The following is a 23,153-nucleotide window of genomic DNA, read 5'->3' as shown; positions in this document are numbered from 1 at the left end:
CGAACCACGAGGAGATGAGCGGCATGGTGCAGATCGGATACACGATGATGACCGAGCAGGCCGGTCCCCGGGAGCTGGTGGACCACGTGGTGGGCGCGGAGCGGGCCGGCTTCGACTTCTCGGTCACCTCCGACCACTACTTCCCCTGGCTCGACTCCCAGGGTCACGCGCCCTACGCGTGGAGCGTGCTGGGCGCCGCCGCGCAGGCCACCGAACGCATCCCGCTGATGACGTACGTGACGTGCCCCACGACCCGGTACCACCCGGCGGTCGTCGCCCAGAAGGCGGCCACCCTCCAGATCCTGTCCGAGGGCCGGTTCCGGCTGGGCCTGGGCTCCGGGGAGAACCTCAACGAGCACGTGACGGGGGAGGGCTGGCCCGCCGCGCACGTCCGGCTGGAGAAGCTGGAGGAGGCCGCGGAGATCGTCCGCGCGCTCTTCGCGGGGGAGAACGTCAACCACCACGGCGTCCACTTCGACGTGGCCAACGCCAAGTTGTGGGACCTGCCCGACGCGCCTCCGCCCATCGGCATCGCCGTCTCGGGTGACCGTTCCTGCGAAGTCGCGGGCCATCTCGCCGACTTGATGATCGCCACGGAACCTCGCCCGGAACTGGTCTCGGCCTTCGAACGACACGGCGGCGCGGGCAAGCCCAAGGTCGGTCAGCTGCCCATCTGTTACGACACCGACCGGGACGCGGCCGTCGCCCGCGCCCACGACCAGTTCCGCTGGTTCGGCAGCGGCTGGCCGGTCAACTCCGAACTGCCGGGGCCCGCCGCGTTCGCGCACGCCACCGAGTTCGTACGGCCCGAGGACGTGGCCGGGTCCATCCCGTGCGGCGACGACGTACAGGCGGTCGTCGAGGCCGTACGCCCCTATGTCGACGCGGGGTTCACCGAGATCGCGCTCGTCCAGATCGGCGGCGACCACCAGGAGCCGTACCTGGAATGGGCCGAGCACAAGCTGCTGCCCGCGCTCCGCGAACTCTGAGAGGGCGAGGACACCCGCGATGACCACGGAACGCGCCGCGATCTTCGACATCGACGGAACGCTCGTCGACACCAACCACCTGCACGTGGTCACGTGGTGGGAGGCGTTCCGGCAGGCGGGCCACCATGTCCCCATGCGGGACATCCACCGTGCCGTCGGTCTCAGCGGCGGCGACCTGCTGGACCACCTGCTCGGCGACGACCGCGACCCCGACGGGGACGACCAGCTCTCCGAGGCCCACCGGACCCTCTACGCCACGTACTTCGAGCGGCTGCCGGCGCTGGACGCGGCCGGCGACCTGCTGCGCGCGCTGGCCGGGCGGGGCTGGGAGATCGTCCTGGCGACCTCGGCGAGCGGCGCGGAACTCGCCGCGCTCCGCAACGCCATCGACGCCGACGACGTCATCCGGTCGGTCACCAGCGCCGACGACGTCGCCGAGGGCAAACCCGCTCCCGACCCGGTACGCCAGGCCAGGGAACTCGCCGGCGTACCGAGCGAACGCGCCCTGTTCGTCGGCGACAGCGTCTGGGACATGCGGGCGGCGGTACGGGACGGGGTGACCCCGCTGGCGGTCCTGTCCGGCGGCATCCCGCGCGCGGACCTGACGGAAGCCGGCGCCCACGCCGTGTACCGGGACCCCGCCGACCTCCTCGCCCGCCTGGACACCAGCGCCTTCGCAGCCCTGGAGTGACGGCCGCGCACCCCCGCCGGCCCGGCACGAGGGCCACGCGCCCCGGCCGTCTCACCGGGGTCACCTGCGGGCGGCGACCAGGCGCAGGACCGGTTCGTCGCGGAGCCTGACGAAGACGGTGACCAGGGCGGTGGCCTGGACGAGAGCGCAGGCCAGGATCACGCTGCCGAGGTGCGCCGGCGGGGTGAGCGCCACGAGGACGCCCGCCACGGGGAAGGGCAGCAACAGGAGAAGCATCGTCAGCGAGAGCGTGGCACCGAGCGCGGTGGCGGGGATGACCAGCGAGCGCACCGTACGCAACACGACGGTGAGGCCACCGTCGCCCGCCATGAAGATCGCCACCAGGACGGTGTAGGAGAGGTACGACGGAGCGTGCGGGACGGCGAGGCACGCGGCGGAGGCGAGCGTCGCCGACACCATGCCCACCCCCCAGAGGTCGAGGCGGCTCAGGGCGAACCGGCAGCACGTGATCGCCAGCAGGGTCGCCACGGCGGCGACCGACCACAGGGCGCCGACGTCGGCGGAGGAGCGCCCGAAGGTGTCCACGACGATCACGGGGCTCGCGGACTGGAGCAGACCCAGGGCGAGATTGGAACAGGCCAGCCCGGCCACCAGCCGGCCCAGCGCGGGAAGCGCCAGCAGCGTGCGCAGGCCCAGGCGCAGCGCGCCGTCCTTCCCCGCGGTGTCGGCACGGGTGGCGCGCAGGGGCGTGGGCGGGGTCTGTAGACCGAGCACCGCGGCGATCAACGACACCGCGCTCAGGCACCCGAGCATCCAGCCAGGCCCCGCCAGGAGGAGCAGACCGGCGAGGAGCGGTCCGAGGACCGTGGCGCTCTGGTCGATGCCGACGAGCACCGCCTGTATCCCGTGCGACCGGGCCTCGTCCCGCCGGGTGACGACGGCTCCGACGGCCTCGTTGGCGACGAAACTGAACTGGGAGAGCGTGCCGGTGACGGCGGCCAGCACGAGGACGACCGCGGTCTCGGCGGTACCCCGCGGCAGCATGAGAAGGGCGACCGCCGAGACCGCCACCACGGTGGTCCGGGCGAGAGAGGCGATGAAGAGGACGATCGCCGCTCCGCAGCGGTCCACCGCCTTGCCGGCGACGACGAACGCCGCGATCCGCGGAGTCCACTCCAGCGCGAACGCGAGGCCGGTCAAGGACGAGGAGCCGGTGATCGCCAGGACCAGCAGGGGCATGGCGTACGTCGCCATGGAAAACGCCAGCGCGTCACTGGCGCGCGGAGCGTGTATTCGCCGAAAGAGGCTGCCGGGCGGAACGGCGGCATGCCGACCGACAGGCCGGTCCTCGCGCACGGTGATGGCCACGAAAGAGGGGGACTTTCGGTGAGGAGTATGGGGGAGAGTCGGGAGTAATCCCGGTCACCTGTCCGAGAAAGGCATGTGGGGGTTGTCCGACAGGTGGCCCGCGATGGCCCGATTCGCGGAACTGGCGGGCCCACAGCGGCATTTGACGGCTGAACTATACAGCTCGCGGGGCGTTCCGGTGTTCCGGCGTCGGACTCGTTTTCATTCTCCCGGATTCTTCCCGACTCCCTTGGTCGGGGCGGCGCGGCCGGTGATTCCCGGCCCCGTGCGAGCTCAGGAGGACCGGCCGAAGCCGGACGTGACCCGACCGAGCGCCGCCCGGCCCGCGGGTCCCCAGGCCGGCTTGCCGCCGGGAAGACCCCGGTCGCCGTTCTGGCCCATGAGGATGAGGAAGAGGCTCTTCATGGCGGCGAGTCCCCGGGCACGCCGGACCGTCGCCTCGTCCGCGTGCGCGTACGCCTCGAAGAACCGGGGGCCCGCGCCCGCGGGCAGCAGCAGCCAGGCCGCCGCGAGGTCCCACGCCGGGTCGCCGGCGAACATGGCGTCGAAGTCGATCACGCCCGAGAGCGTTCCGTCCGAGACGACGACATTCGCGGGATGGAGGTCACCGTGCAGCCACACCGGCGGGCCCGCCCACTCGGGGGCCGCGACAGCGTCGTCCCAGACGGCCCGCACGGCTCGGACGTCGGTGGCCAGGCCGCCGGGGGCGATGGCCTGGAGGAAGTACTCGAAGCCGTCGGTGCACTTCCCGGGGTGAGCGCCGCGGTCCGAACCGGCCGGTGCCTCGGCGGGCGCCGCCACATGGAGCGCCCGCAGGAAGTCCGCCAGAGTGCAGGCCGCGTGGTCGCCCCGGCTGATCGAGCTGTGGTCCAGCGGCTCGCCGTGCACCCACGTCATGACGCTCCAGGGCCTCGGAAAGCGCGCGGACGGTTCACCGATCCGTACCGGAGTCGGCACCGGGAGCGGCAGCCGCGGGGCCAGGACCGGCAGCCAACGGCACTCCTTGCGCAGGAGGTCCGGGGTACCTGCCATGCGCGGCATGCGCACGGCCAACTCGTCCCCGAGCCGCCACATCTGATTGCCCCAGCCGCCCGCCACCTCGCGCACGGGAAGCCCCGCGAGGTCCGGATGCTGGTCCTGGAGAAGATCGCGCACCAGCTGCGCGCTGATCTCGATCCCGCCATCGGTCATGCGAAGCCACAGTACGTGACCCGGCCCCCGCGGACCCGGCGTGCCGTGAACAGGGCCAGGGTGGGGCTCGTCACCGCCCGCCGCCGTGCGATCGCCGCGGAGAAGGCCGCGACCGAGGGCCGACGGGGCGAAGCAGCCCCTCGGCGGCTGTCACGGACGGGAGGTGGTGCGGGCGACACGGGCGTGCAGCAGACGGGGCGATGACTCGAAACCGTGGCGGGAGTAGGCCGGGATCGCGCGGGGGCTGGAGTGCACGGTGACGCGTTCGAGCCCGAGTTCCCGAGCGCGCTCCAGGACCGCGTCGATGAGCCGGCCGCCCAGGCCGCCGCCGCGTTCGCCGGGAACGACATACACGCACTGGAGGTCGCCCGATGCCCGGTGCAGGGCACGCGGGCTGGGCACCCGCGGGAGCACCGCCAGCCAGGCCATGCCGATGACCACCTCATCGCGGACCACGACCATGCAGCGATGCGACGACGTGTTCTCCCTCGCCCACGTGACGAAGTGCCGCACGAACTCCGTACGCCCGGTGACGGCGGCGTCCTGGTTCTCCAGGATCCACTGCCATCGGAGTTCGGCGACGACGTCCAGTTCATCGGGGACGGCCGGACGGATGACGACGTTGTTGTCCACCCGCGCATTGTGCGGTCATCCACCCGCCGCCGTCACCACCGCGGCGCGGCTAGGTGGTGCTCCACCCGCTCGTGCCGGAATACGAGTCCAGCAGGTCGACCACGAAGACCAGGGTCGAGCCCGCCGGGATCAACGGCGAGGGCGACTGCTTGCCGTAGCCGAGACGCGGGGGAACGATGATCTCGCGGCGGCCGCCGACCTTCATCCCCCTCACCCCGCGGTCCCAGCCCTTGATGACCTTGCCGCTGCCCAGGGCGAACTTGAACGGCTGGCCGCGTTCCCAGGAGGAATCGAACTCCTTCCCGGTCTCAAAGGTCACCCCGACATAGTGGACCCTGACCACCATGCCCGGCTTCACCTCAGCCCCGTCCCCGACGACCAGGTCCCGGACGGCCAGCTCGGTGGGAGCGTCCCCCTCCGGAACGTCGACCTGGGGTTTCGTCAGTCCGCTCATGGCAGCCTCACCACACTCCGTCGGTAGCCGGTTCTTTCAGGAGAGGGTGGCACGTCGACTCTGTCTCGACGCGGTCACCCCTCCTGACACGCCGCGCGCGGGCCCGGACCGTCCGGCGGAGATCTACCCGCCCGCCGCGGACAAGGTTTCGACAAGGTCGGCATTCCACGATCGGTGCGCGCACCGCCGAAGGGCCGGCCCGAGACGTGGTCTCCGCCGGAAGGGCCACTCACGGGAAAGGACCATGAATGAACGTCACAACTCGCACCGTCCGCGGGACTCTGAGCGTGACCGTCGTCGCCGCCACGGTGGCGGCTCTGGGCCTGTTGGCACCGAGTTCGGCCGAGGCCGCCGCGAGTGACTGCCCTTCCGGCAGCCTGTGCGTCTGGGACCAGATCAACTACACCGGGAACCGATGCAGTTGGAGCAACGCCGACAGCGACTGGACCAGCGGGACCGTGACGTGTTCATGGGCCGACGACCGCAACGTCAAGTCGGTCTACAACCACGGGACTTCTTCCTCGTACGAAGGGGTCGGCCTCTATTCCGGAGCGGGCTACTCGGGGTATCTCGGCTGCATAGGACAGGGCGTGAAGGGCCCAGGCGTCAGCGGCGGCCCCGGCCTCAAGGTGCTGTCCCACAAGTGGCTCGCCAGCTGCTGAGCCCGGACGCCGGAGAGGGTGAGCACGGCACGGGCCGGGCGCCCGGTGGGGCCGTCAAGGGGGAGCGGCCCCACCGTCGCCGATGCGGGTCATGACGGCCGCGGGCACCCGCGCTGCTCTGCCGGCGGCAGAACACCGGCCCGACCGGGGTCGACGGTCACTACCGTCCGGTCTCATGACGACGATCACCACGTGCACGGTCCGGTACCCCGCCGACGGCCTGACGATGACCGGGCACCTCGCGCTCCCGGCCGGTGCCGGTCGCCGGCCCGCGGTGCTGCTCGGACCAGAGGGCCCGGGGCTCGGCGACGTCGAGCGCCGCCGGGCCGACGCGCTCGCCGAGCTGGGATACGTGGCGCTCGCCTTCGACCTCCACGGCGGGCGCTACCTGCGCGACCCCGAGGAGATGCTGGCCCGTTGCATGCCGCTGCTCGCCGACCCCGACCGGATGCGGGACATCGGCCACGCGGCGTTCGACGTGCTGCGTGCCGAACCGCGCACCGACCCCGACCGGATCGCCGCCGTCGGCTACGGCACCGGGGGCGCCATCGGGCTGGAACTCGGGCGCGACGGCGTCAACCTGCGGGCCATCGGGACGGTCAACGCGCTGACCACGGGCCGACCGGGCGAGGCGGCACGCATTCGCTGCCCGGTGTGGGCCGGGGTCGGTTCGGAAGACCCGATCATGCCGCCCGCCCAACGGGACGCGTTCGCCGCCGAGATGCAGGCCGCGGGCGTCGACTGGCGCCTCGTGGTCTACGGTGGCGCCCTGCACGCCTTCCACCACCCACCCGTCGACCAGCCCGTGGTCCCCGGCGTCGGCCACCACCCACGGCACGCGCAGCGGGCCTGGCGCGATGTCGTCGCCCTGCTCGCCGAGTGCCTGCCCTTGACGAAGTGAGCTGGTCACTCCAGGCTCCGGCGTCCGGCGTCCGGCGTCCGGCGTCCGGCGTCCGGCGTCCGGCGTCCGGCGTCCGGCGTCCGGAGACCGGTGCCCGGCGACCGCAGTGCCGCTCTCCCGCGGGTCGTGCCCGGAACCGGCCCGTGACCGCCGGTCAAGTGGACGAGGCGCGGCGGTCAGTGGGGAGGACCGGCCTGTCCTGCCAGCCATGGCCCAGGGGCAGCCGGCCCGCGCGGTACGCGTCGCGTTGCCCGGTCACCCACCGCTGCACCTGGTCAACCGACTCCGTCACCGGCCGGCCGGTGGTGTCGAGCAGGTGGGTGCGCCAACGTGGATCCTCGGCGGTCCATCCCGTCCACCGGTGCCAGACCATCTCCGGCCAACCGCCGCTCGTGACGACGTCCGGCCGATGGCGGGGGTCGTGGGCATGCCCGCGGTGCCAGGCGGCCCAGCCGATGAAGGCATCGACGGCGGCGCCGTCCCACCGGCCGGCGTCACGCACGGCGAGCCGGTCGCGCCGGACGTCGTCGGCGACGTCGATCAGACACACGGCGATCCCCGCCAGCAGCGGCGCGGAGGGAGCGGCCAGGACTTCACCGAGCGGGGACTGCCCCGTCAGCAGCAGGTCGATCCCGCGGTCCTGGTATTCCAGCGCGCGACGCACCCAGTGTTCGGTCATGCGGTGGCGCCACTGGCGATCGGGCCGCTCCGGCACGCCGACCTCGTCGAAGTCGTGCACGGCGACCTGCCGGAGCCGGCCGGCCACCGACGAAGCGAGTGTCGTCTTGCCCGAACAACTGGATCCCGTCAGCTTGAACAGCATCCGGCCAGGGTCCCAGCCTGCCATGATCGTCGCCATGGGGACACACATCGCACCGGCCGCGGTGGCCGACTTCCACCAGGTCCTGACTGACCACTCCCGCTACTGGGGCGACCGTGACCTTCGGGCGCTGCACCTTCTGGCCCTGGTGCAGGAGTTCGGTACCACCTGCCTGGTCGCCCGAGCCGAGGACGGAATCCGCGGGTACGTCTTCGGGTTCGTCACCCCGGACGGCACCGGGTACGTGCACCTGATCGCCACGCGGGACGACGCCCGTGGCACAGGTCTCGGGCGTCGCTTGTACGCGGCGTTCGCTGAAGCCGCGGAACGGCACGGCGCACGCCGGCTGAAGGCGATCACGTCAGTCGAGAACACCGGCTCGATCGCCTTCCACCGCCGCCTCGGCTTCGACGCGAAGATCGTCGACGACTACAACGGCCCCGGCCGGGCCATGGCCGTCTTCCACCGACCCCTACCGCTCAACGTCTCACGGCCCTGACCACGGCTGGACGTTCTGGCGCGTTCCCGAAAGCGAGTTCCGGTTCGATCCCGACGAGACCCTGGCCGGCCTGTGGGAGGAACTGAACCGGCTTGGCATCCACCCAGCAGAGTTCAGCAGCACCGACGAGCAGTCGCATGCCGGTTCCCCGACGGTCGGCGTGCGGTGGACGCCCCGACACGGCTTGACCGAAGCGGATCACGCCGCCTCGGCCCCCGGAAAGCAACCTGAACCCGACCCGAAGTCGGCCCGAACTCAGACAGTCCCAGGTATCACAAGCCCCGACTCGTACGCCACGATCACCAGCTGTGCCCGGTCCCGCGCCCCCAACTTGCCCATGATCCTGCTGACATGGGTCTTCGCGGTCAGCGGGCTGAGTCCCAACGCGTCCGCGATCTCCGAGTTGTTGAGACCGCGCGCGACCAGCACGAGCACCTGGCGTTCCCGTTCGGACAGCCCGCTCGGCCCGCCCACCGCGGATGTCGTCGCGGTGTTCGGCGCGCGCAGAAAGCGGGCGATCAGCCGCGAGGTGGGACCGGGTGAGAGGAGGGACTCGCCCGCGGCCACCGTCCGGATGGCGTCGAGGAGTTCGGCCGGCCTGATGTCCTTCACGAGGAAGCCGGACGCCCCGGCCCGCAGTGCCTCCACGATGTTCTCATCGGTCTCGTACGTCGTCAGGACGAGCACCTTCACCCCCGCGAGATCCTCGTCGGCGGCGATGAGCCGGGTCGCCTCGATCCCGTCGAGGTCGGGCATGCGGACGTCCATCACGACGAGATCGGCCCGCGCCGACCGGGCCAGCGCGACGGCCTCCCTCCCGGTGGCCGCCTCGGCGACGACCTCCATGTCGCCGGCCGACGAGACGAGCATCGCGAAGGAGGCCCGTACGAGGTTCTGGTCGTCGGCCAGCAGTACGCGGATGGTCATCGGACCTCGCCCTCCCGGGACAGCGGCAGTGTGGCGGTCACCTCGAAGCCCTCGGCGGGTCCTGGACCGGCGTCCAGTGTGCCGCCCACGCTGCGGGCCCGCTCCCGCATTCCGACGAGCCCGAACCCCGGCGTGCCGTCGGACCGCCCCGTCCCGCGGCCCGAGCCGGCGTCCCCGCCCGTCCCGTCGTCCCTGACGCTCACCCGCAGTGCGCCGTCCGCGGTCCACAGACCCACCCGCACGGTGAGGTCCTCGCGGCCACCGTGCCGTACGGCGTTGGTGAGCGCCTCCTGCACGATCCGGTACGCGGCGGCGCCCACGGAGGGCGGGATGCCGTCCGCGCGGACGGACAGCTCGACCTTGGCCCCGGCCACCCGGCCGGTCTCCGCGAGACCGGCCAGTCCGTCGATCCCGGGCAGCGGCCCCCGCATGTCCTCGGCCCCGGACACGGAACCGGACACGGAACCGGCCCCCGCTGCCGGATCCGCGCCCCCTCCCACGGCCGTGTCATGCGCCCGCAGCACCGCCAGCGTCGTCCGCAGTTCCCCCCGGGCGATCCGGCAGGTCCCCGCGATGTCGTCCAGTGCCTGGGCGACGGCCTTGCGGTCGAGGCGCTCGGGGTCGGCGGTGAGGACGTGGGCCGCCACGGACGCCTGCACGCCGATGAGGGTGATGCTGTGGGCGAGCAGGTCGTGCAGGTCACGGGCCATCCGCAGCCGTTCCTCGGCGACGCGGCGCCTGGCCTCCTCCTCCCGGGTGCGTTCGGCCCGTTCGGCCCGTTCGACGATGGAGGCGACGTACAAGCGGTAGTAGCGGACGGCGATACCGATGAACAGGACCGCGATGATCCAGCCGGAGATCTCCAGGGACTCCAGCGCCCCCTCCGGGTCGGTGAGGCCGTTGCCGATCAGTGTCGGGACGAGGACGGCGACACCGGTGAGCAGCGTGCGGCGCACGGCGCCGGTCGCCGCGACGGTGTAGAGCGCCAGGACGGTCGCGGGGACGGGCAGGGCGGGGTCGTAGTCGAGGGCGTAGTACGGAGCCATGCAGGCCACCACCCCGAGCAGGGCCACCAACGGACTGCGCCGCCGCCATACCAGGGGCACGTGCCCGGCGAGCAGCAGTGTCCAGCTGAGATGGTCGGGCCTGATCCCTTCGCCGCCCATCAGCGCGATGGCTGCGGCGAGCACGGCGACGCCCGGCGCGAGGACCGCGTCGTTGCGGGCGCGGTGCGGTGCGGTGAGCGGTTCGCGGTTGACGGCGGACATGATGCGCTCGACGCGAGGGGACCGCTCGACGCGAGGGGACCGCCCGCCGCCACCGGCCGTCGTCTCCGCCGCCGACCGGTCGCGTACCCCTGTGGTCGTTCCCCGTTCCTCCACGGCTCCATCTTCCGGTACTCGTGCGGGAACCCGGGTGCCGCTCCGGAAGGAGAGACACCCGGGCGGGCCCGCCGGATCAAGTGCTCGATCGAGGCGTTCGCCCGACGTGCTCAGGGTGCGCCGACGGTTTCCGGCTGCCGTGGCGGCTCGGTCGGTTCGGCCGGCCCGAACTCCCGTGAGAGCACGCCCGGCCACCACACCTTGCGGCCCAGGGCGACGCTCGCGCTGGTCACCAGGTACGTCCGTACGAGGAAGGTGTCGAGCAGGACGCCGACGGCGATCACGAAGCCGAGCTGGACCAGTTGCACCAGGCCCATGTTCGTCAGCACGGCGAAGGTCGCGGCGAGGACGAGGCCGGCGGAGGCGATGACACCGCCGGTGGTGCGCAGCGCGGTGAGTGCCGCCGCGGCCGGTTCCGCTCCCGCCAGGGACTCCTCCCTCATCCGGTGCATGAGGAAGATGCCGTAGTCGACGCCGAGGGCGACCAGGAACACGAAGGACAGCAGTCCGAGCCCCGGATCGGTGCCCTCCAGGCCGAGGAGCGGTTCGAAGACCAGTCCGCCGATCCCGAGGGAGGCGCCCCACACCGCGACGACCGCGACCACCAGGAGCAGCGGTGCGACCAGACTCCGCAGCAGCCCGATCAGGATGAGCAGCACGGAGACGAGGACGAGCGGTACGACGATCTTCGTGTCCCGGGCGTTGGTGGCCTCCAGGTCGATCTGCTGTGCGCTGTCCCCGCCGACGTAGGAGCCCTTCAGTCTGCCTCGCAGGGAGTTGATGGTGGCGGTCTCCGCCGCCGACTGGGGTGCGCTCTTCGCGAAGACGGAGATCTCGGTCCAGCCGTCTCCCGTACGTCCCTTCTCCGCGCTGCCGACGCCCGGTGTGCCGCGCACGGCCGCGAGGGTCTCGTCGGCGCGCCCCTGCGGGGTGATCACGTCGATGGGCTGGCTGCCCTGCCCGGGATAGGACTTGGCAAGGGTCTCCATCGCGACGACGGACTCCGGCTTGCTGACGAAGGAGTCCTCCTGCTTGAGCGCTCCTGGCAGGTTGAGCGAGCCCAGCGCCAGGGCGCCGAGCAGTACGGCACCGCTCGCGAGTACGGTCAGCGGCCTGCGTCCGGCAGAGCCGCCCATCGCCGAGAACAGGCTGCGCCGCTGCTTGGGTGTGCTCCCGAAGGCGGGCACGAGCGGCCAGAACACGCGCCGTCCGACCACTACGAGGACGGCGGGGAGCAGGGTCATCATCGCGATCAGCGCGCACAGCACGCCGACGGCGCCGAGCGGGCCCATGCCCCGGCTGCTGTTGAGGTCGGCGGCGAGCAGGCACAGCAGTCCGGCGGCGACGGTACCGGACGAGGCGAGCACGGCGGGCCCGCAGCCACGCAGGGCGGCGACCATGGCCTCGTACGGTCGCTCGAAGCGCCGCAACTCCTCCCGGTAGCGCGAGACGAGCAGCAGCGCGTAGTCCGTGCCCGCGCCGAACACGAGGATCGTCATCACACCTGAGCTCTGCCCCGAGACGGTCGTGCCGAAGGCCTGGTTGAGGCCGTAGGCGACGCCCATCGACAGGTAGTCGGCGATCCCGGCGACGACGAGGGGCACGAGCCACAGCACGGGGCTGCGGTAGATCAGGATCAGCAGTACGGCGACGACGGCGACGGTGGTGTAGAGCAGCGGTCCGCCGAGCGAGTCGTAGACCGCGCCGGAGTCGGTGGCCAGCGCGCCGGTGCCGCCCACATCGACGCTCAACCCGCCTTCGCCCCGGGCGACTTCGCGGACGTCGTTGACGAGTTTGTCCCGCTGTTCCTCGTTCGCCCCCGGCTGGTTGCCGGCGATCGGGTACATCAGGGTCGTGCCGTCCTTGGACGGAATGCCCTGGGGCGCACCGTCGATCAGCTCGTGCTGCCGGGTGATCTCCGCGATCTGCCCGGCCGCGGTCTCCCGGTCGGCGGCGCTGAGCCCGCCGTCCCGGTGGTAGACGAGCACCATCTCCGTGGTCTCGCCCCCGGGCAACCTCTCCTCGACCTTCGCGGCTTGCGTCGAGTCCGCGCTCGCCGGCAGGTAGTCGGTGACCTTGTCGTGCTGCACGCTGCCGAGCTTCCCGGCGAACGGCCCGACGAGCGCGATCACGGCAATCCACAGGCCGAGCACCGCCCATGGAACGGCTCGCCGGCGCCCCGGCCCCGGCCTCGTCGTAGCGGTTGTGTCTCCGGCCCTCATTGACCGATCTCCCTCCGGATGACGTCTGCTTCGGTCCCCAGACTTCCGCTGAGAACCACGGCTTTCGTCGGGCGGGAGGGCGAGGTGACGCGTACTGCCGGGGGCGACGGCGGTTGCGGATTACTCCCTGGGGAGTAATCCGCGGACGGCGCGCCGCCCCGGAAGGGGGCAGGGCTGTTTCGATCTGCGGCTACCGCAGCGTGTGCGCGACCGCAACCGGTGCAGCGCATTGGCGAAGGAGCCGGTCAGACCGGTGGCGTCGGCGAGATCGGCCAGCAGGCGCTGCCCCCCTCCGGCGGGTCCGCGCCCGGAACGACGCAGACCCGCCACGAATCCTTCAGCCACCACCGGTGGTGACTTCAGTGCACCTCTCGTGCGTAGGGCGCCACGGCGATCCGGTCGATCAGCGGCGCGTAGCGGGAGCGGAGCAGCACTCCGGGGAAGGTGTCCGAGGCGTAGGTGGTGCCGTCGAAGTTCGGCAGTTCCTCGGAGCGGAAGGTGATCGTGTTCTGTCCCTTCTTCAGGGTGACCGGGACGGTCAGTTCCCAGAAGTTGTTCTGGTGGAAGGTGTGCGGGAAGCCGACGCGCCGAGTGCTGCCGCCGTTGACGCTGATGTCGGCGTGTCGGGCCAGCGGGTCCGGGTTGTAGTGGGTGGCCTCCGACTGCTCCGGGTTGGAGTACCGGATGCGCAGCGCGTACAGGCCGGCCTTGTCCGCGGCGACCGTGAACGTCGCCGTGTTGCCGTTGCCCGGGTCGCCGCCGATCCCGGTGATCGCGGTCCCGTCGGTCGCCAGGGACAACGGCGTCAGCGTTGCCGTTCCGGCGAGCCTGGCGTCCTGCGCCTCGTACGTACGCGCCTTGAGCGTGCCGTCGGTGGGCGTGACCGTCAGCCGGTCGACGAGCATGGCGTCCGAACCGCCGGTCACCGTCACCTTGTTGACGCCGCCCGAGAGGGAGACGGCCACCTCGTGCCTGCCCTTGGCCACATGCAGGACGTCGTGCCCGTTGACGGACAGACGCGCGTCCCCGCCGCCGAGGGTGTCGACCACGAGGGTGGCCTCGCGGTCGGAGGGGGAGTAGACCCAGAAGGTCGCCGTCTGGTTCCTCGCGACCCGCACCGCGCCGGAGCCGGACGCGGGGGTTGCCGTGTGCTTCGGCAGATCGTAGACGGGCCGTGCCCCGCCGCTCGTCCAGGCCAGCTCGCCTTCGTAGACCTCCGTGGCAGCCGACGCGGACGGCAGGGACAGGGTGAGGCGATCGACGATGGCGTCCCCCTGCGTGACGCGCTTGCCGTCGAGGCTCTTCGCGGCGAGCGTCAGGGTGTGCTTGCCCTTGGTCAGGTGGACCTCGGTGTCGGTGTGGTCCCAGACCACCCACTTGTAGCCGAGCGGCATGTACAGCTCCTGCTCGCTGTCAGCCTTGCCGTCCACGCGCAGGAACACGTTGGTGGGGCCCTGCTCCTTCACCTTGTCGAAGGTGTTGAGGGAGTTGGCGAAGACGCTCAGGTCGTAGGTGCCGTCCTCGGGCACGTCCACGGGGAAGTCGAGCGTGACGTCCGAGCCGGTGCGCAGGCCGCCCACGTCGTAGCCGCCGGAGGTGTAGAACTTCGACACGTCCGAGGTGGAGCCCTCAGGGCCGTTCTTCGAGTAGCCGGAGCCCGCGTGGGCGGCGTCCTCCGCCTCGTACGACCCCTGCCAGCGCACGGGCGCGGATCGCGTGCCCTTCGCCTTTCCGGCGGGGCTGAGGACGATCTCGTACGCCGAGGACTCCTTCAGCCTAGGCAGAGCGCCGTCGCCGAAGTCGACGGCGACCGTCCCGTCGTCACCGACCTTCAGGTTCGTCTCCGTCAGCAGCTTCGGACCGGAGTTGTCGCCGACCTGCCCGCTCCAGTCGATCTCGCTCACCCAGGCGTGGACGCTGTCCCCGAAGACCCTCTTGGGGATGTTGTCGAAGGTGATGTTCCCCTTTCCGGTGGAGCCGCCGAAGAGCAGCCGGGCCTGCTTCTTCTTCGCGTCGAGCGTGGCCACGCCCTGCATGCTGTAGTTCTCGCCGGGGAACGGCGGAGTCACCTTCACCGTGTGCCCGCTCATCGAGGCGTACGAATTGAGCAGCCACCACTGGCCGTTGCCCCGGTTGGACTGCACGGCGGAGTCGGACAGGTTGCCGTCGATGTTCCAGTACGCGATGTCGGCGTCGACCTTGGACTCCTCGATCGCGGACACCCACTGGATCATCTGGCCGGGGACGGAGGTGTGGTAGTTGAAGGCGTACTCGTTGATGTTGACGGGGAGCTGGGTGCCCTCGCGGTCGGTGCCCTTGAACAGCTCCTTCTCCCACGCCCGGTACGTGGCGACGCTCTGACGCACCGCCTCCGGGTGGCTCAGCTCGTGCCAGGTGATGACATCCGGGAGCGTGCCGGCGCCCAGGGTGTGGCTGAGGAAGCCCTTCACCTGGTCGAACAGGACACTGGTGTTGGGGCCGGCGATACGGGCACCGGGCATCTTGCTCTTGATGAGCTTGTAGGCGGAGTCCCAGGCGGCGAAGAAGTCCCTGGGGTCGTCGAGCCAGCTGACCTTGTCGTAGCTCCAGTCGCCGGTGCCGAACATATTGCCCTCGGGTTCGTTGAACGGCACGAAGACGATGTTGTCCTGGTACTGCCTCGGCAGCTTCAGTACCTGGTCGACCTGCTTGGCGATCTTCTCCTCGTAGAGCTTGAGCTTCTCCGCGGGGGTGTCGCCGGGCCACTCGTAGGGGAAGCCGCGGTTGATGTCCGTCATGTAGATGTACACGTCACCGTCGGTGGAGTCGGCCAGCGGCTTCACCACGTCGAGTGCGTCGGCACCGGGGTGCTGCGGGCCGTCCTGGGCCTTGGTGGAGACAGTGCGCAGGCCCATTCCCTCGATGAGGTTGTTGGTGGGGACGTCGGGTCCGTACACGCCGTAGAGGGTGCCGGAGGCGCCGCCGTGGAATGCGCCGGTGTCCGAGGCGAGGTCGACGGTGAGCTGCCCCTCGCGGACCACGGTGACGGTAGCCTGCACGGCCTGTCCGGCCGCTGTTCCGGCCACGGTGAACGTGCCCGGCCGGCCGTACTTATCGGCTGGTACGGCGTCCCAGGCGATCGGTGTGTCGCGGTCGTAGCCGTCGGAGAAGGCGGAGCGCACCGCCGCGGGGAGGGACGGGGCGGTCCCGGCCGTCGTACGGACCTCGAAGGATGTCTGCGAGAGCCGGTCGAGGGTGGGGAGAGTCGCGACCGTGCCGGCGACCTGCTCGGCGGTGAGCGCCGAGTGCCAGACCGTGAAGTCGTCGATCGCGCCCTTGAGCAGCGGGTCCTGGTAGAAGGACTTGCCGATGTAACCGGCCGCCGCGGCCGAACCGTCCAGCAGGTCCTTGGCCCTGACCGTTGTCGCGGCGGAGGAGACCGCCACGCCGTCGAGGTAGGTGGTGACCCGGCGGGCGGCGGTGTCGAGGGTGACGGTGACCGTCCGCCAGCCGTCGGCGGGCAGGGGCGCGTAGCCGGAGACCTGCGCCTCCGCGCCGCCTCCGCCGGTGGTCACGGCGGTGCGCAGCACTCCGCCGTTGGATGGTGTCGTGAACAGGTACTTGTCGGTGTCGGTGCCCAGATCGAAGATCCGCTGCCAGGCCGACCTGTCGTCGCTCCACTTCACGCGGGCCGAGACCGTCAGGTCACTCGCGTCTCCCAGCACCTCGCGGGGCAGGCGGACGTACGCGCCGTCGGAAGTGGGTGCTCCGCCGGGCAGGGCGAGCGCCTTGCCGCCGTCCGGGCCGGTGACGGACTGGGCGGTGGAGCCGTTCACCAGGGTCGCCGTGAGCCCGTTGCCGGAGCTGTCCGCGATCTTTCCGGAGGCGAGGTCGTCCTGGTCGAAGGTGTAGCGGGCGGCGGGCCGGGGCGTGTCGGCCGCCTGCGCGGGGACGGCCGGTACAGCCAGCAGGCCCGCGCCGAGAGCCAGGGCCACGGCCGCCGGGGCCCGGCGCGGGGCTGATCTGTCGGTGGATGGCATGGATTGCGTCCTCAGTCCTTGAGTACAAGCGTGCATCGAACCGGTTCGATCAACGGCGCTGTGGCAGCAAGGTGGCCCGTCCGGTCGGCGGGGCAACGGTTCTGTGCTCACGAGGTGGGGGCGGAACGGGTCCACGGTCGTCGGAAGGATCACTTCATCGAACCGGTTCGGGGAAGCTAGCACCGGTCATCCCGCCCAGCAATCCCCTGGACGCGAAGAAATCCGGACCTTCCGACAGGTGTGAACGGTGCCGTCAGGGGTGTTGACAGGTGTTCCGGTCGGTTCCTACCTTCACATCACGCGAACCGGTTCGACGATCGGTCGCACGTGAACCGGTTCGACGAAGGAGTCACCCGTGAACATCGGTGAGATCGCCCGGCGGGCCGGTGTCTCGCGGAGCACCGTGTCCTATGCGTTGAGCGGCAAGCGCCCTGTCTCGAACGAGACGCGCCGGAAGATCCAGGAGGTCATCGACGAGCTGGGCTACCGGCCCAACGCCAGTGCGCGTGCCCTGGCCAACGGCCGTACCAGCACGATCGGCCTGGTCTTCCCGCCGGCCGGCAACCACTACACCGGGATGCAGCTGGACTTCATCGGCAGCGTGGTGGAGGCCGCCGCGGCCTACGACTACGACGTGCTGCTGTCCCCGAGCGGCGTGGACAGCGACCGCTCGTTCCAGCGGCTGCTGGGGGAGCGGAGAGTCGACGGCGCGATCCTGATGGAGATCAGACTGGAGGACGACCGGGTCGATCACCTGGCCGCCCTCGACTTCCCCACGGTCGCCATCGGCCGTACCGCCCACCCGGAGGGCAGCTGGTGGGTGGGCCTGGACCACACCGCGCTCGCGGCGGCGTGCGTCCACCACCTCGCGGACCTCGGCCACCGCAGGGTCGCCTTCGTCAACCGGCCCGAACAGCTCCTGCGGGCCGGATACGAGTCAGCCCACCGCGGTCTCGACGGTTTCACCAAAGCCGCCGCCGAACGCGGGCTGACCGTACGCACCTACTGCTGTGGGGACGACGCCGCCTCGGGCCAGGTCTGCCTGGAGCGGATCCTGCACGACGACCCCGCCACCACCGCCCTGGTCACCCTGAACGAGGCCGCGCTGGGCGGCCTGTACCGGGGACTCGTCGAGGCGGGCCGCCATGTGCCGCGCGACTTCTCCGTCACCGGGGTCGTGGCCGGCCGCTGGGCGGAGACGGTGACCCCGCAGCTCACCGCGGCCGACGTACCGGCGGAGGAGATGGGCCGGAGGGCCGTCGACCTGCTGGTCGAGCGGCTCGACCGCCCCGACGCGGCACCCCGGCACCACCTCCTCGCGCCCCCGATCTCCCTGCGGGCCAGCACCGGGCCCGCCGGGACCGGTCCGGCCTCCTGACCGCGGTCGCGTAGCTCTCCTCAACTCACTTCACTCCACTTCACCTCACCGGACGTCCGGACCGCCGACCGTGCTGTTCGCCGTGCCCGCGTCTCCTCACCACCCCGTGCCCTCGGCACCCGCATGCCCAGAACAAAGGAACCCTCGCAATGAACCGCTCCTCCAGACAGCGCCGTCTGACCGCCGCGGCCGTGACCGCCCTGGCCGTGGCCGTCACCGCCACCGCCTGCTCCTCCGGCTCGGGCAGCACCGACGCCAAGGGCGCCGGCCGCGGCACGTACACCCTCTGGGACCCGTACCCGCAGTTCGACAAGACCTCGGCCTGGGCGAAGCTGCTGGACCAGTGCGGCACCAAGGCCGGGGTGACGATCAAGCGGACCGGCTTCGACACCAGCGACCTCGGCAACAAGACGCTGCTGGCGGCGCAGCAGGGCAACTCGCCGGACGTCCTCATCGTGGACAACCCCGTAGTGTCGACTCTCGCCGAGGCGGGCGTGCTCACGACGACGGATGACAACAAGCTGGACACCTCGAAGGTCGACCCGAACCTGCTGGCGGCCGGCCAGTCGGGTGGCAAGACCTACGGCACCCCGGTCGGCGCCAACACCCTCGCCCTCTACTACAACAAGAAGGTCCTGAAGGCGGCCGGCGTGGACATCGCCTCGGTCAAGGACTGGACGTCGCTGACGGCCGCACTGGCGAAGGTCAAGAAGGCCGGCAAGAAGGGCATCACCTTCTCGGCGATCGGCACCGAGGAGGGCAGCTTCCAGTTCCTGCCCTGGTTCTGGGGCGCCGGCGCGAAGCTGACCGCACTCGACTCCTCCCAGGCCGTGTCCGCGCTGACCCTGTGGAAGGACTGGCTGAAGCAGGGCTACGCCCCGAACTCGGTGCTCAACAACACCCAGACCACCAGCTGGCAGGAGTTCGCCACCGGTGACTACGCGTTCAGCGAGAACGGCACCTGGCAGCTGGCAGGCGCCAGGAAGGCCGGCCTCGACTACGGCGTCCTGCCCATCCCCGGCGCCTCCGGAGGCAATGCGTCGGCCCCGACCGGCGGCGAGTTCGTCACCGTCCCGGTGCAGAAGGACACCGGCCGCTACGCCACCGCCCAGAAGCTGGTGACCTGCCTGACCAGCACCGCCAACCTCTACGACACCGACACCACCCTGTCCTACGTGGCCCCGACCAGCGAGGTGCAGGACAAGCAGGTGGCCGCGAACGCCGAGTTGAAGCCGTGGGTGGATGCCGTCAAGGCGGCCAAGGGACGGACCAGCGACGATCTGGGCACCAAGTACCCGAAGATCTCCGAGCAGATGTGGAAGGCCATTCAGTCCGCCCTCAGCGGATCGAAGTCGCCCAAGGACGCGCTGTCCGCGGCCCAGTCCGCCGCCAAGTGACCCGCCCCAGAGGGTCGCTGATGAACCACACGACAGAGCTGCCGAACCACCGGTCCGCGCGCGTCCGGAACGGGGCGGCGGCCGCCGCACCGCCCCCGGCCCGCAGTGCGAAACGCCGGCCCACGTCCACGCAGTGGGCCGCCTGGGGATTCCTCGCCCCGGTGACCGTCTACCTCGCTCTCTTCTACGCCTATCCGCTCTACCGCAACCTCGACCTGAGCCTGCGCGACTACACGGTCCGTTCCTTCGTCCAGGGCGACGCGCCGTTCACGGGCCTCGCGAACTACCGCAAGGTCTTCGCCGATCCGACGTTCGCCCCGGCCCTGCTGCACACCGCTGTGTTCACGGCCGTGTGTCTGGTCTCCCAGTACGCGATCGGGCTCGCGCTCGCGGTCTTCTTCAACCAGAACTTCCGGCTGTCGGCCACCCTGCGCGCCCTGTTCCTCGTCCCGTGGCTGCTGCCGCTGATCGTGTCGGCCTCCACCTGGTCGTGGATGCTCAACAGCGAGTCGGGTGTCGTCAACGCCACCCTGCACGCCGTCGGTGTCGGGCCGGTGAACTGGCTGACCTCGCCGTCCATGTCGCTGGCCTCGGTGATCATCGCGAACATCTGGATCGGCGTCCCGTTCAACCTGGTCGTGCTCTACAGCGGCTTGCAGTCCGTCCCGGCCGGCCTGTACGAGGCCGCCGCCCTCGACGGGGCGAACGCCTGGCAGCGGTTCTGGCGCATCACCTTTCCGCTGCTGCGCCCGGTGTCCGCGATCACCCTGCTGCTGGGGCTGATCTACACGCTCAAGGTCTTCGACATCATCTGGATCATGACCAAGGGTGGCCCGGCGGACTCGTCCACCACCTTCGCCACCTGGTCCTACCAACTCGGCTTCGGCAACCTCCTGCCCGCCTTCGGCCCCGGCGCGGCCGTCGGAAACCTGCTCGTCGTCGCCGCTCTGGTCTTCGGCCTCGTCTACGTCCGGATGCAGAGAAGGCAGGCCCTGTCATGAGCGGAAGCCGCACGCGTACGTGGGTGAAGACCACGATCGGCGTGGTGCTGACCGCGGTCATGCTCTTCCCGGTCTACTGGATGATCAACGTGTCCCTCACCCGTGACCAGGACATGCGCAAGAGCCCGCCGGACCTGCTGCCGATCCACGGCACCCTGGCCGGCTACCGCACCGTCCTCGACGAGCAACTGCCCTACCTCGGCACCAGCCTCGTCATCGGCCTGGGCACCGTCACGTTGACCGTCGCCCTCTCCGCACCCGCCGGCTACGCCCTGGCCAAGCTGCGCCCCCGCGGCGCAGGCATCCTCGACTTCGTGCTGCTGGCGGCCCAGATGATCCCCGGCATCATCATGGCGATGGGCTTCTACGCCATCTACCTCCAGCTCGGCCTGCTCCAGTCCGTCCCCGGACTGATCGTCGCCGATTCCACTCTGGCCGTCCCCTTCGGCGTCCTCATCTTCACCGCGTTCATGTCCGGCATCCCCGGCGAACTGCTCCAGGCCGCGACGACCGACGGCGCCGGGCCGCTGCGCACCTTCTGGTCCATCGTCCTGCCGATCAGCCGCAACGCCGTCGTCACCGTGTCGCTGTTCGCCTTCCTGTGGTCCTGGTCGGACTTCGTCTTCGCCAACACCCTGGTCAACGGCGGCGCCCACGAACCGATCACGCTCGGCATCTACCACTACATCGGCAACAACAACCAGCAGTGGAACGCCATCATGGCCACCGCCGTCGTCGCCTCCCTGCCGGCCGCCGTCATCCTCGTCCTTGCCCAGCGCTACGTCGCCGCCGGCGTGACCGCCGGTGCCGTCAAGGACTGAGTCCGCCCCGACTACGGCACGACGGCTGACCCGACGGCGCGTCAGCCCGCCGTCGCTCCTGCTCCAGAAACGAGTCCGCCACATGACCGCCGCCCCGTCCGGCCCGGCCTTCTCCGTCCACGACATCCCGTTCAGCACCTACGGATCCTGGTTCGACATCTCGCCCGTGGTGGCGGAGAAGACGTACGCGGAGGACCTTCACCTCGTCTCACACCAGAACGGCATGCACGCCGTCCTGCGCCTGATCCCGCTGGACCCGGCGACGGGCGACCGCGCCGACACCCGTGTCGAGGCGACGCCGGGCCTGCTCAGCTGGATCCGCGACGGCGGACGCGTCGACCTCGCGTACGAGTCCCCGGACACCGTACGGCTGCGGGGGAGCGGAGCGGGCTTCGGAGTCTTCGCCGCCACGCGGACCCTCACGCCGTTCAGCGGCACGTACTTCTTCCACGACCCGGCGGCGGGCGCCCATGTGTTCACGTCGTACGAGACCGGTCGCCGCTACCGTGTGACGCTGTTGTCCGGAACCATCGCGGAGACGGCCGGAGCCCAGGCCCTGGGCGGCGCCGACCGCGGTGTCGCCGTGACCGCGGACGCCGGCGCGGCCTGGGAGATCGCGGTCGAGGAACTCGACACCGCTCGCCCGCCGTACAGCTCCGAGGCGACCTTCGACGACCTGGTGGAGTCCGCACGGGGCAGGTTCACGGACTTCGTGGAGGCGGTGGCCCCGTGGCGCTCGTCCGCGACCCCGGCGGCCGAACTCGCCGCCTACGTCGTCTGGTCGGCGACCGTACGGCCGGCCGGCATGGTCACCCGGCCCGCCGTGCTGATGTCCAAGCACTGGATGGACAAGGTCTGGAGCTGGGACCACTGCTTCAACGCCCTCGCCCTGGCGCCGGGTTCGCCGGAGCTGGCGCTGGACCAGTTCCACCTGCCCTTCGACCACCAGGACGCCACCGGCGCCCTGCCCGACTCGGTGACCCACTCCGAGGTCCTCCACAACTTCGTCAAACCGCCCATCCATGGCTGGGCCTTCGGCCACCTGCGCCGCCGGCTGCCGACGCCCCCCAGCCGGGCCGAACTGACCGTGGCGTACGACCGGCTGGAGAGCTGGACCACCTTCTGGCTCACCACGCGCCGCGCCCCCGGCGCCGAACTGCCCTACTACCAGCACGGCAACGACAGCGGCTGGGACAACGCCACCACCTTCGACCCCGAGCGGGTGGTCGTCACCGCGGACCTCGCCGCCTTCCTCGTCCTCCAGATGCATGAACTAGCCGCTCTGGCTGAGGAGTTGGACAGACCGGACGAGGTGAGCCGGTGGACGCGGGCGGCCGAGGAGATACAGGCGGCCGTGCTGGAGCAGCTCTGGACCGGCGACCGGTTCGTCGCCCGGTCCGTCGCCGCAGGGGACGCCTGGAGCAGCGCCAGTCTTCTCGACCTGATGCCCATCGCGCTGGGCGAGCACCTGCCCTACGAGGTCAGCGGCGCGCTCGCCGACCGCATCAAGGCCCACCTGACTCCGTACGGCCTGGCCACCGAAGTGACCACCTCACCCCACTACCTCGCCGACGGTTACTGGCGCGGCCCCATCTGGGCCCCCGCCACCGTCCTCGTCGAGGACGGCCTGCGCCGCGCAGGTCACCACAGCCTCGCTGACGACATCAGCGCCCGCTTCCGCGCCCTGTGCGAGACCCACGGCTTCGCCGAGAACTTCGACGCCCTCACCGGCATCGGCCTGCGCGACCGCGCCTACACCTGGACCGCCAGCAGCTACCTCCTGCTGGCCGAGGCGCACGCCCATCGAGAGAGCCGCTGAGCGGCCGACTCCCACCGG

At 70.8% G+C, this 23,153-nt stretch carries 19 protein-coding genes; 10 read left to right on the top strand and 9 right to left on the bottom strand.

The annotated features are described in order from the left end of the window. The first annotated feature begins 23 nt into the window (after window positions 1-23). Window positions 24-989, top strand: a complete 966-nt coding sequence (locus tag AAW13_RS00930) for an LLM class F420-dependent oxidoreductase (protein WP_046726885.1) — start codon at window positions 24-26, stop codon at window positions 987-989. A 19-nt stretch (window positions 990-1,008) separates the two neighbouring features. Next, a complete protein-coding gene (locus tag AAW13_RS00925; RefSeq protein ID WP_046726819.1) occupies window positions 1,009-1,680 on the top strand; it encodes an HAD family hydrolase in 672 nt (223 codons plus the stop codon). Between the two features lie 60 nt (window positions 1,681-1,740). Here the strand turns inward: AAW13_RS00925 and AAW13_RS00920 are convergent, their stop codons facing one another. The 4 genes from AAW13_RS00920 to AAW13_RS00905 form a co-directional block, all read right to left on the bottom strand. After that, window positions 1,741-3,009 (bottom strand): MFS transporter, encoded by a 1,269-nt coding sequence (locus AAW13_RS00920; protein ID WP_046726820.1) that lies wholly within the window; start codon window positions 3,007-3,009, stop codon window positions 1,741-1,743. Window positions 3,010-3,282: 273 nt separating this feature from the next. Next, complete coding sequence (locus tag AAW13_RS00915; RefSeq protein ID WP_046726821.1) at window positions 3,283-4,200, bottom strand: aminoglycoside phosphotransferase family protein; 918 nt, start codon at window positions 4,198-4,200, stop codon at window positions 3,283-3,285. A gap of 150 nt (window positions 4,201-4,350) precedes the next feature. Next, the gene (locus AAW13_RS00910; RefSeq protein ID WP_046726822.1) at window positions 4,351-4,833 is read right to left on the bottom strand and encodes a GNAT family N-acetyltransferase; all 483 of its coding nucleotides are present in this window, start codon (window positions 4,831-4,833) and stop codon (window positions 4,351-4,353) included. 49 nt (window positions 4,834-4,882) lie between these two features. After that, the gene (locus tag AAW13_RS00905; protein ID WP_046726823.1) at window positions 4,883-5,287 is read right to left on the bottom strand and encodes an FKBP-type peptidyl-prolyl cis-trans isomerase; all 405 of its coding nucleotides are present in this window, start codon (window positions 5,285-5,287) and stop codon (window positions 4,883-4,885) included. A 248-nt stretch (window positions 5,288-5,535) separates the two neighbouring features. Here AAW13_RS00905 and AAW13_RS00900 point away from each other — a divergent pair, with 248 nt between their 5' ends. Together AAW13_RS00900 and AAW13_RS00895 are read left to right on the top strand one after the other, a co-directional pair. Beyond that, complete coding sequence (locus tag AAW13_RS00900) at window positions 5,536-5,949, top strand: peptidase inhibitor family I36 protein (protein WP_046726824.1); 414 nt, start codon at window positions 5,536-5,538, stop codon at window positions 5,947-5,949. Window positions 5,950-6,124: 175 nt separating this feature from the next. Further along, on the top strand, window positions 6,125-6,850 hold the full coding sequence (locus AAW13_RS00895) for a dienelactone hydrolase family protein (protein ID WP_046726825.1): 726 nt from the start codon (window positions 6,125-6,127) through the stop codon (window positions 6,848-6,850). A 154-nt stretch (window positions 6,851-7,004) separates the two neighbouring features. Here the strand turns inward: AAW13_RS00895 and AAW13_RS00890 are convergent, their stop codons facing one another. Continuing rightward, window positions 7,005-7,709, bottom strand: a complete 705-nt coding sequence (locus tag AAW13_RS00890; protein WP_240528488.1) for a hypothetical protein — start codon at window positions 7,707-7,709, stop codon at window positions 7,005-7,007. On the opposite strand from AAW13_RS00890, the gene AAW13_RS00885 reads away from it, so the two are divergent. Continuing rightward, the gene (locus AAW13_RS00885) at window positions 7,696-8,169 is read left to right on the top strand and encodes a GNAT family N-acetyltransferase (RefSeq protein ID WP_046726827.1); all 474 of its coding nucleotides are present in this window, start codon (window positions 7,696-7,698) and stop codon (window positions 8,167-8,169) included. The two genes, AAW13_RS00890 and AAW13_RS00885, sit on opposite strands and share 14 nt — an antisense overlap. Window positions 8,170-8,424: 255 nt before the next feature. On the opposite strand, the gene AAW13_RS00880 is transcribed toward AAW13_RS00885, so the two are convergent. The 4 genes from AAW13_RS00880 to AAW13_RS00865 form a co-directional block, all read right to left on the bottom strand. Continuing rightward, window positions 8,425-9,096 (bottom strand): response regulator, encoded by a 672-nt coding sequence (locus AAW13_RS00880; protein ID WP_046726828.1) that lies wholly within the window; start codon window positions 9,094-9,096, stop codon window positions 8,425-8,427. Beyond that, window positions 9,093-10,478 carry a sensor histidine kinase gene (locus AAW13_RS00875; protein ID WP_046726829.1) on the bottom strand — a complete coding sequence of 462 codons (1,386 nt, stop codon included), beginning with the start codon at window positions 10,476-10,478 and terminating at the stop codon, window positions 9,093-9,095. Before AAW13_RS00875 ends, AAW13_RS00880 begins: the two co-directional genes overlap by 4 nt. A gap of 110 nt (window positions 10,479-10,588) precedes the next feature. Then, a complete protein-coding gene (locus AAW13_RS00870; RefSeq protein ID WP_046726830.1) occupies window positions 10,589-12,700 on the bottom strand; it encodes an MMPL family transporter in 2,112 nt (703 codons plus the stop codon). 359 nt (window positions 12,701-13,059) lie between these two features. Then, complete coding sequence (locus AAW13_RS00865) at window positions 13,060-16,719, bottom strand: LamG-like jellyroll fold domain-containing protein (protein ID WP_046726831.1); 3,660 nt, start codon at window positions 16,717-16,719, stop codon at window positions 13,060-13,062. A gap of 355 nt (window positions 16,720-17,074) precedes the next feature. Here AAW13_RS00865 and AAW13_RS00860 point away from each other — a divergent pair, with 355 nt between their 5' ends. The 5 genes from AAW13_RS00860 to AAW13_RS00840 all read left to right on the top strand — a co-directional run bounded on the left by AAW13_RS00860 (window position 17,075) and on the right by AAW13_RS00840 (window position 23,135). After that, window positions 17,075-18,097, top strand: coding sequence for a LacI family DNA-binding transcriptional regulator (locus tag AAW13_RS00860; RefSeq protein ID WP_046726832.1), 1,023 nt, complete (start codon window positions 17,075-17,077; stop codon window positions 18,095-18,097). 149 nt (window positions 18,098-18,246) lie between these two features. Beyond that, a complete protein-coding gene (locus AAW13_RS00855; protein WP_046726833.1) occupies window positions 18,247-19,494 on the top strand; it encodes a sugar ABC transporter substrate-binding protein in 1,248 nt (415 codons plus the stop codon). Window positions 19,495-19,514: 20 nt separating this feature from the next. Then, the gene (locus tag AAW13_RS00850) at window positions 19,515-20,495 is read left to right on the top strand and encodes a carbohydrate ABC transporter permease (protein WP_046726834.1); all 981 of its coding nucleotides are present in this window, start codon (window positions 19,515-19,517) and stop codon (window positions 20,493-20,495) included. Beyond that, window positions 20,492-21,316: a carbohydrate ABC transporter permease gene (locus AAW13_RS00845; RefSeq protein WP_046726835.1), complete on the top strand. Its 825-nt coding sequence runs from the start codon at window positions 20,492-20,494 to the stop codon at window positions 21,314-21,316. Before AAW13_RS00850 ends, AAW13_RS00845 begins: the two co-directional genes overlap by 4 nt. A gap of 82 nt (window positions 21,317-21,398) precedes the next feature. Beyond that, window positions 21,399-23,135, top strand: a complete 1,737-nt coding sequence (locus AAW13_RS00840; RefSeq protein WP_046726836.1) for an amylo-alpha-1,6-glucosidase — start codon at window positions 21,399-21,401, stop codon at window positions 23,133-23,135. The last annotated feature ends 18 nt before the right edge of the window (window positions 23,136-23,153 follow it).

Source organism: Streptomyces humi, assembly GCF_001005085.2.
Classification (GTDB): domain Bacteria; phylum Actinomycetota; class Actinomycetes; order Streptomycetales; family Streptomycetaceae; genus Streptomyces; species Streptomyces humi.
Note: the sequence above shows the minus strand (reverse complement) of the source record. Positions and strands in the feature narration are given on the sequence as shown.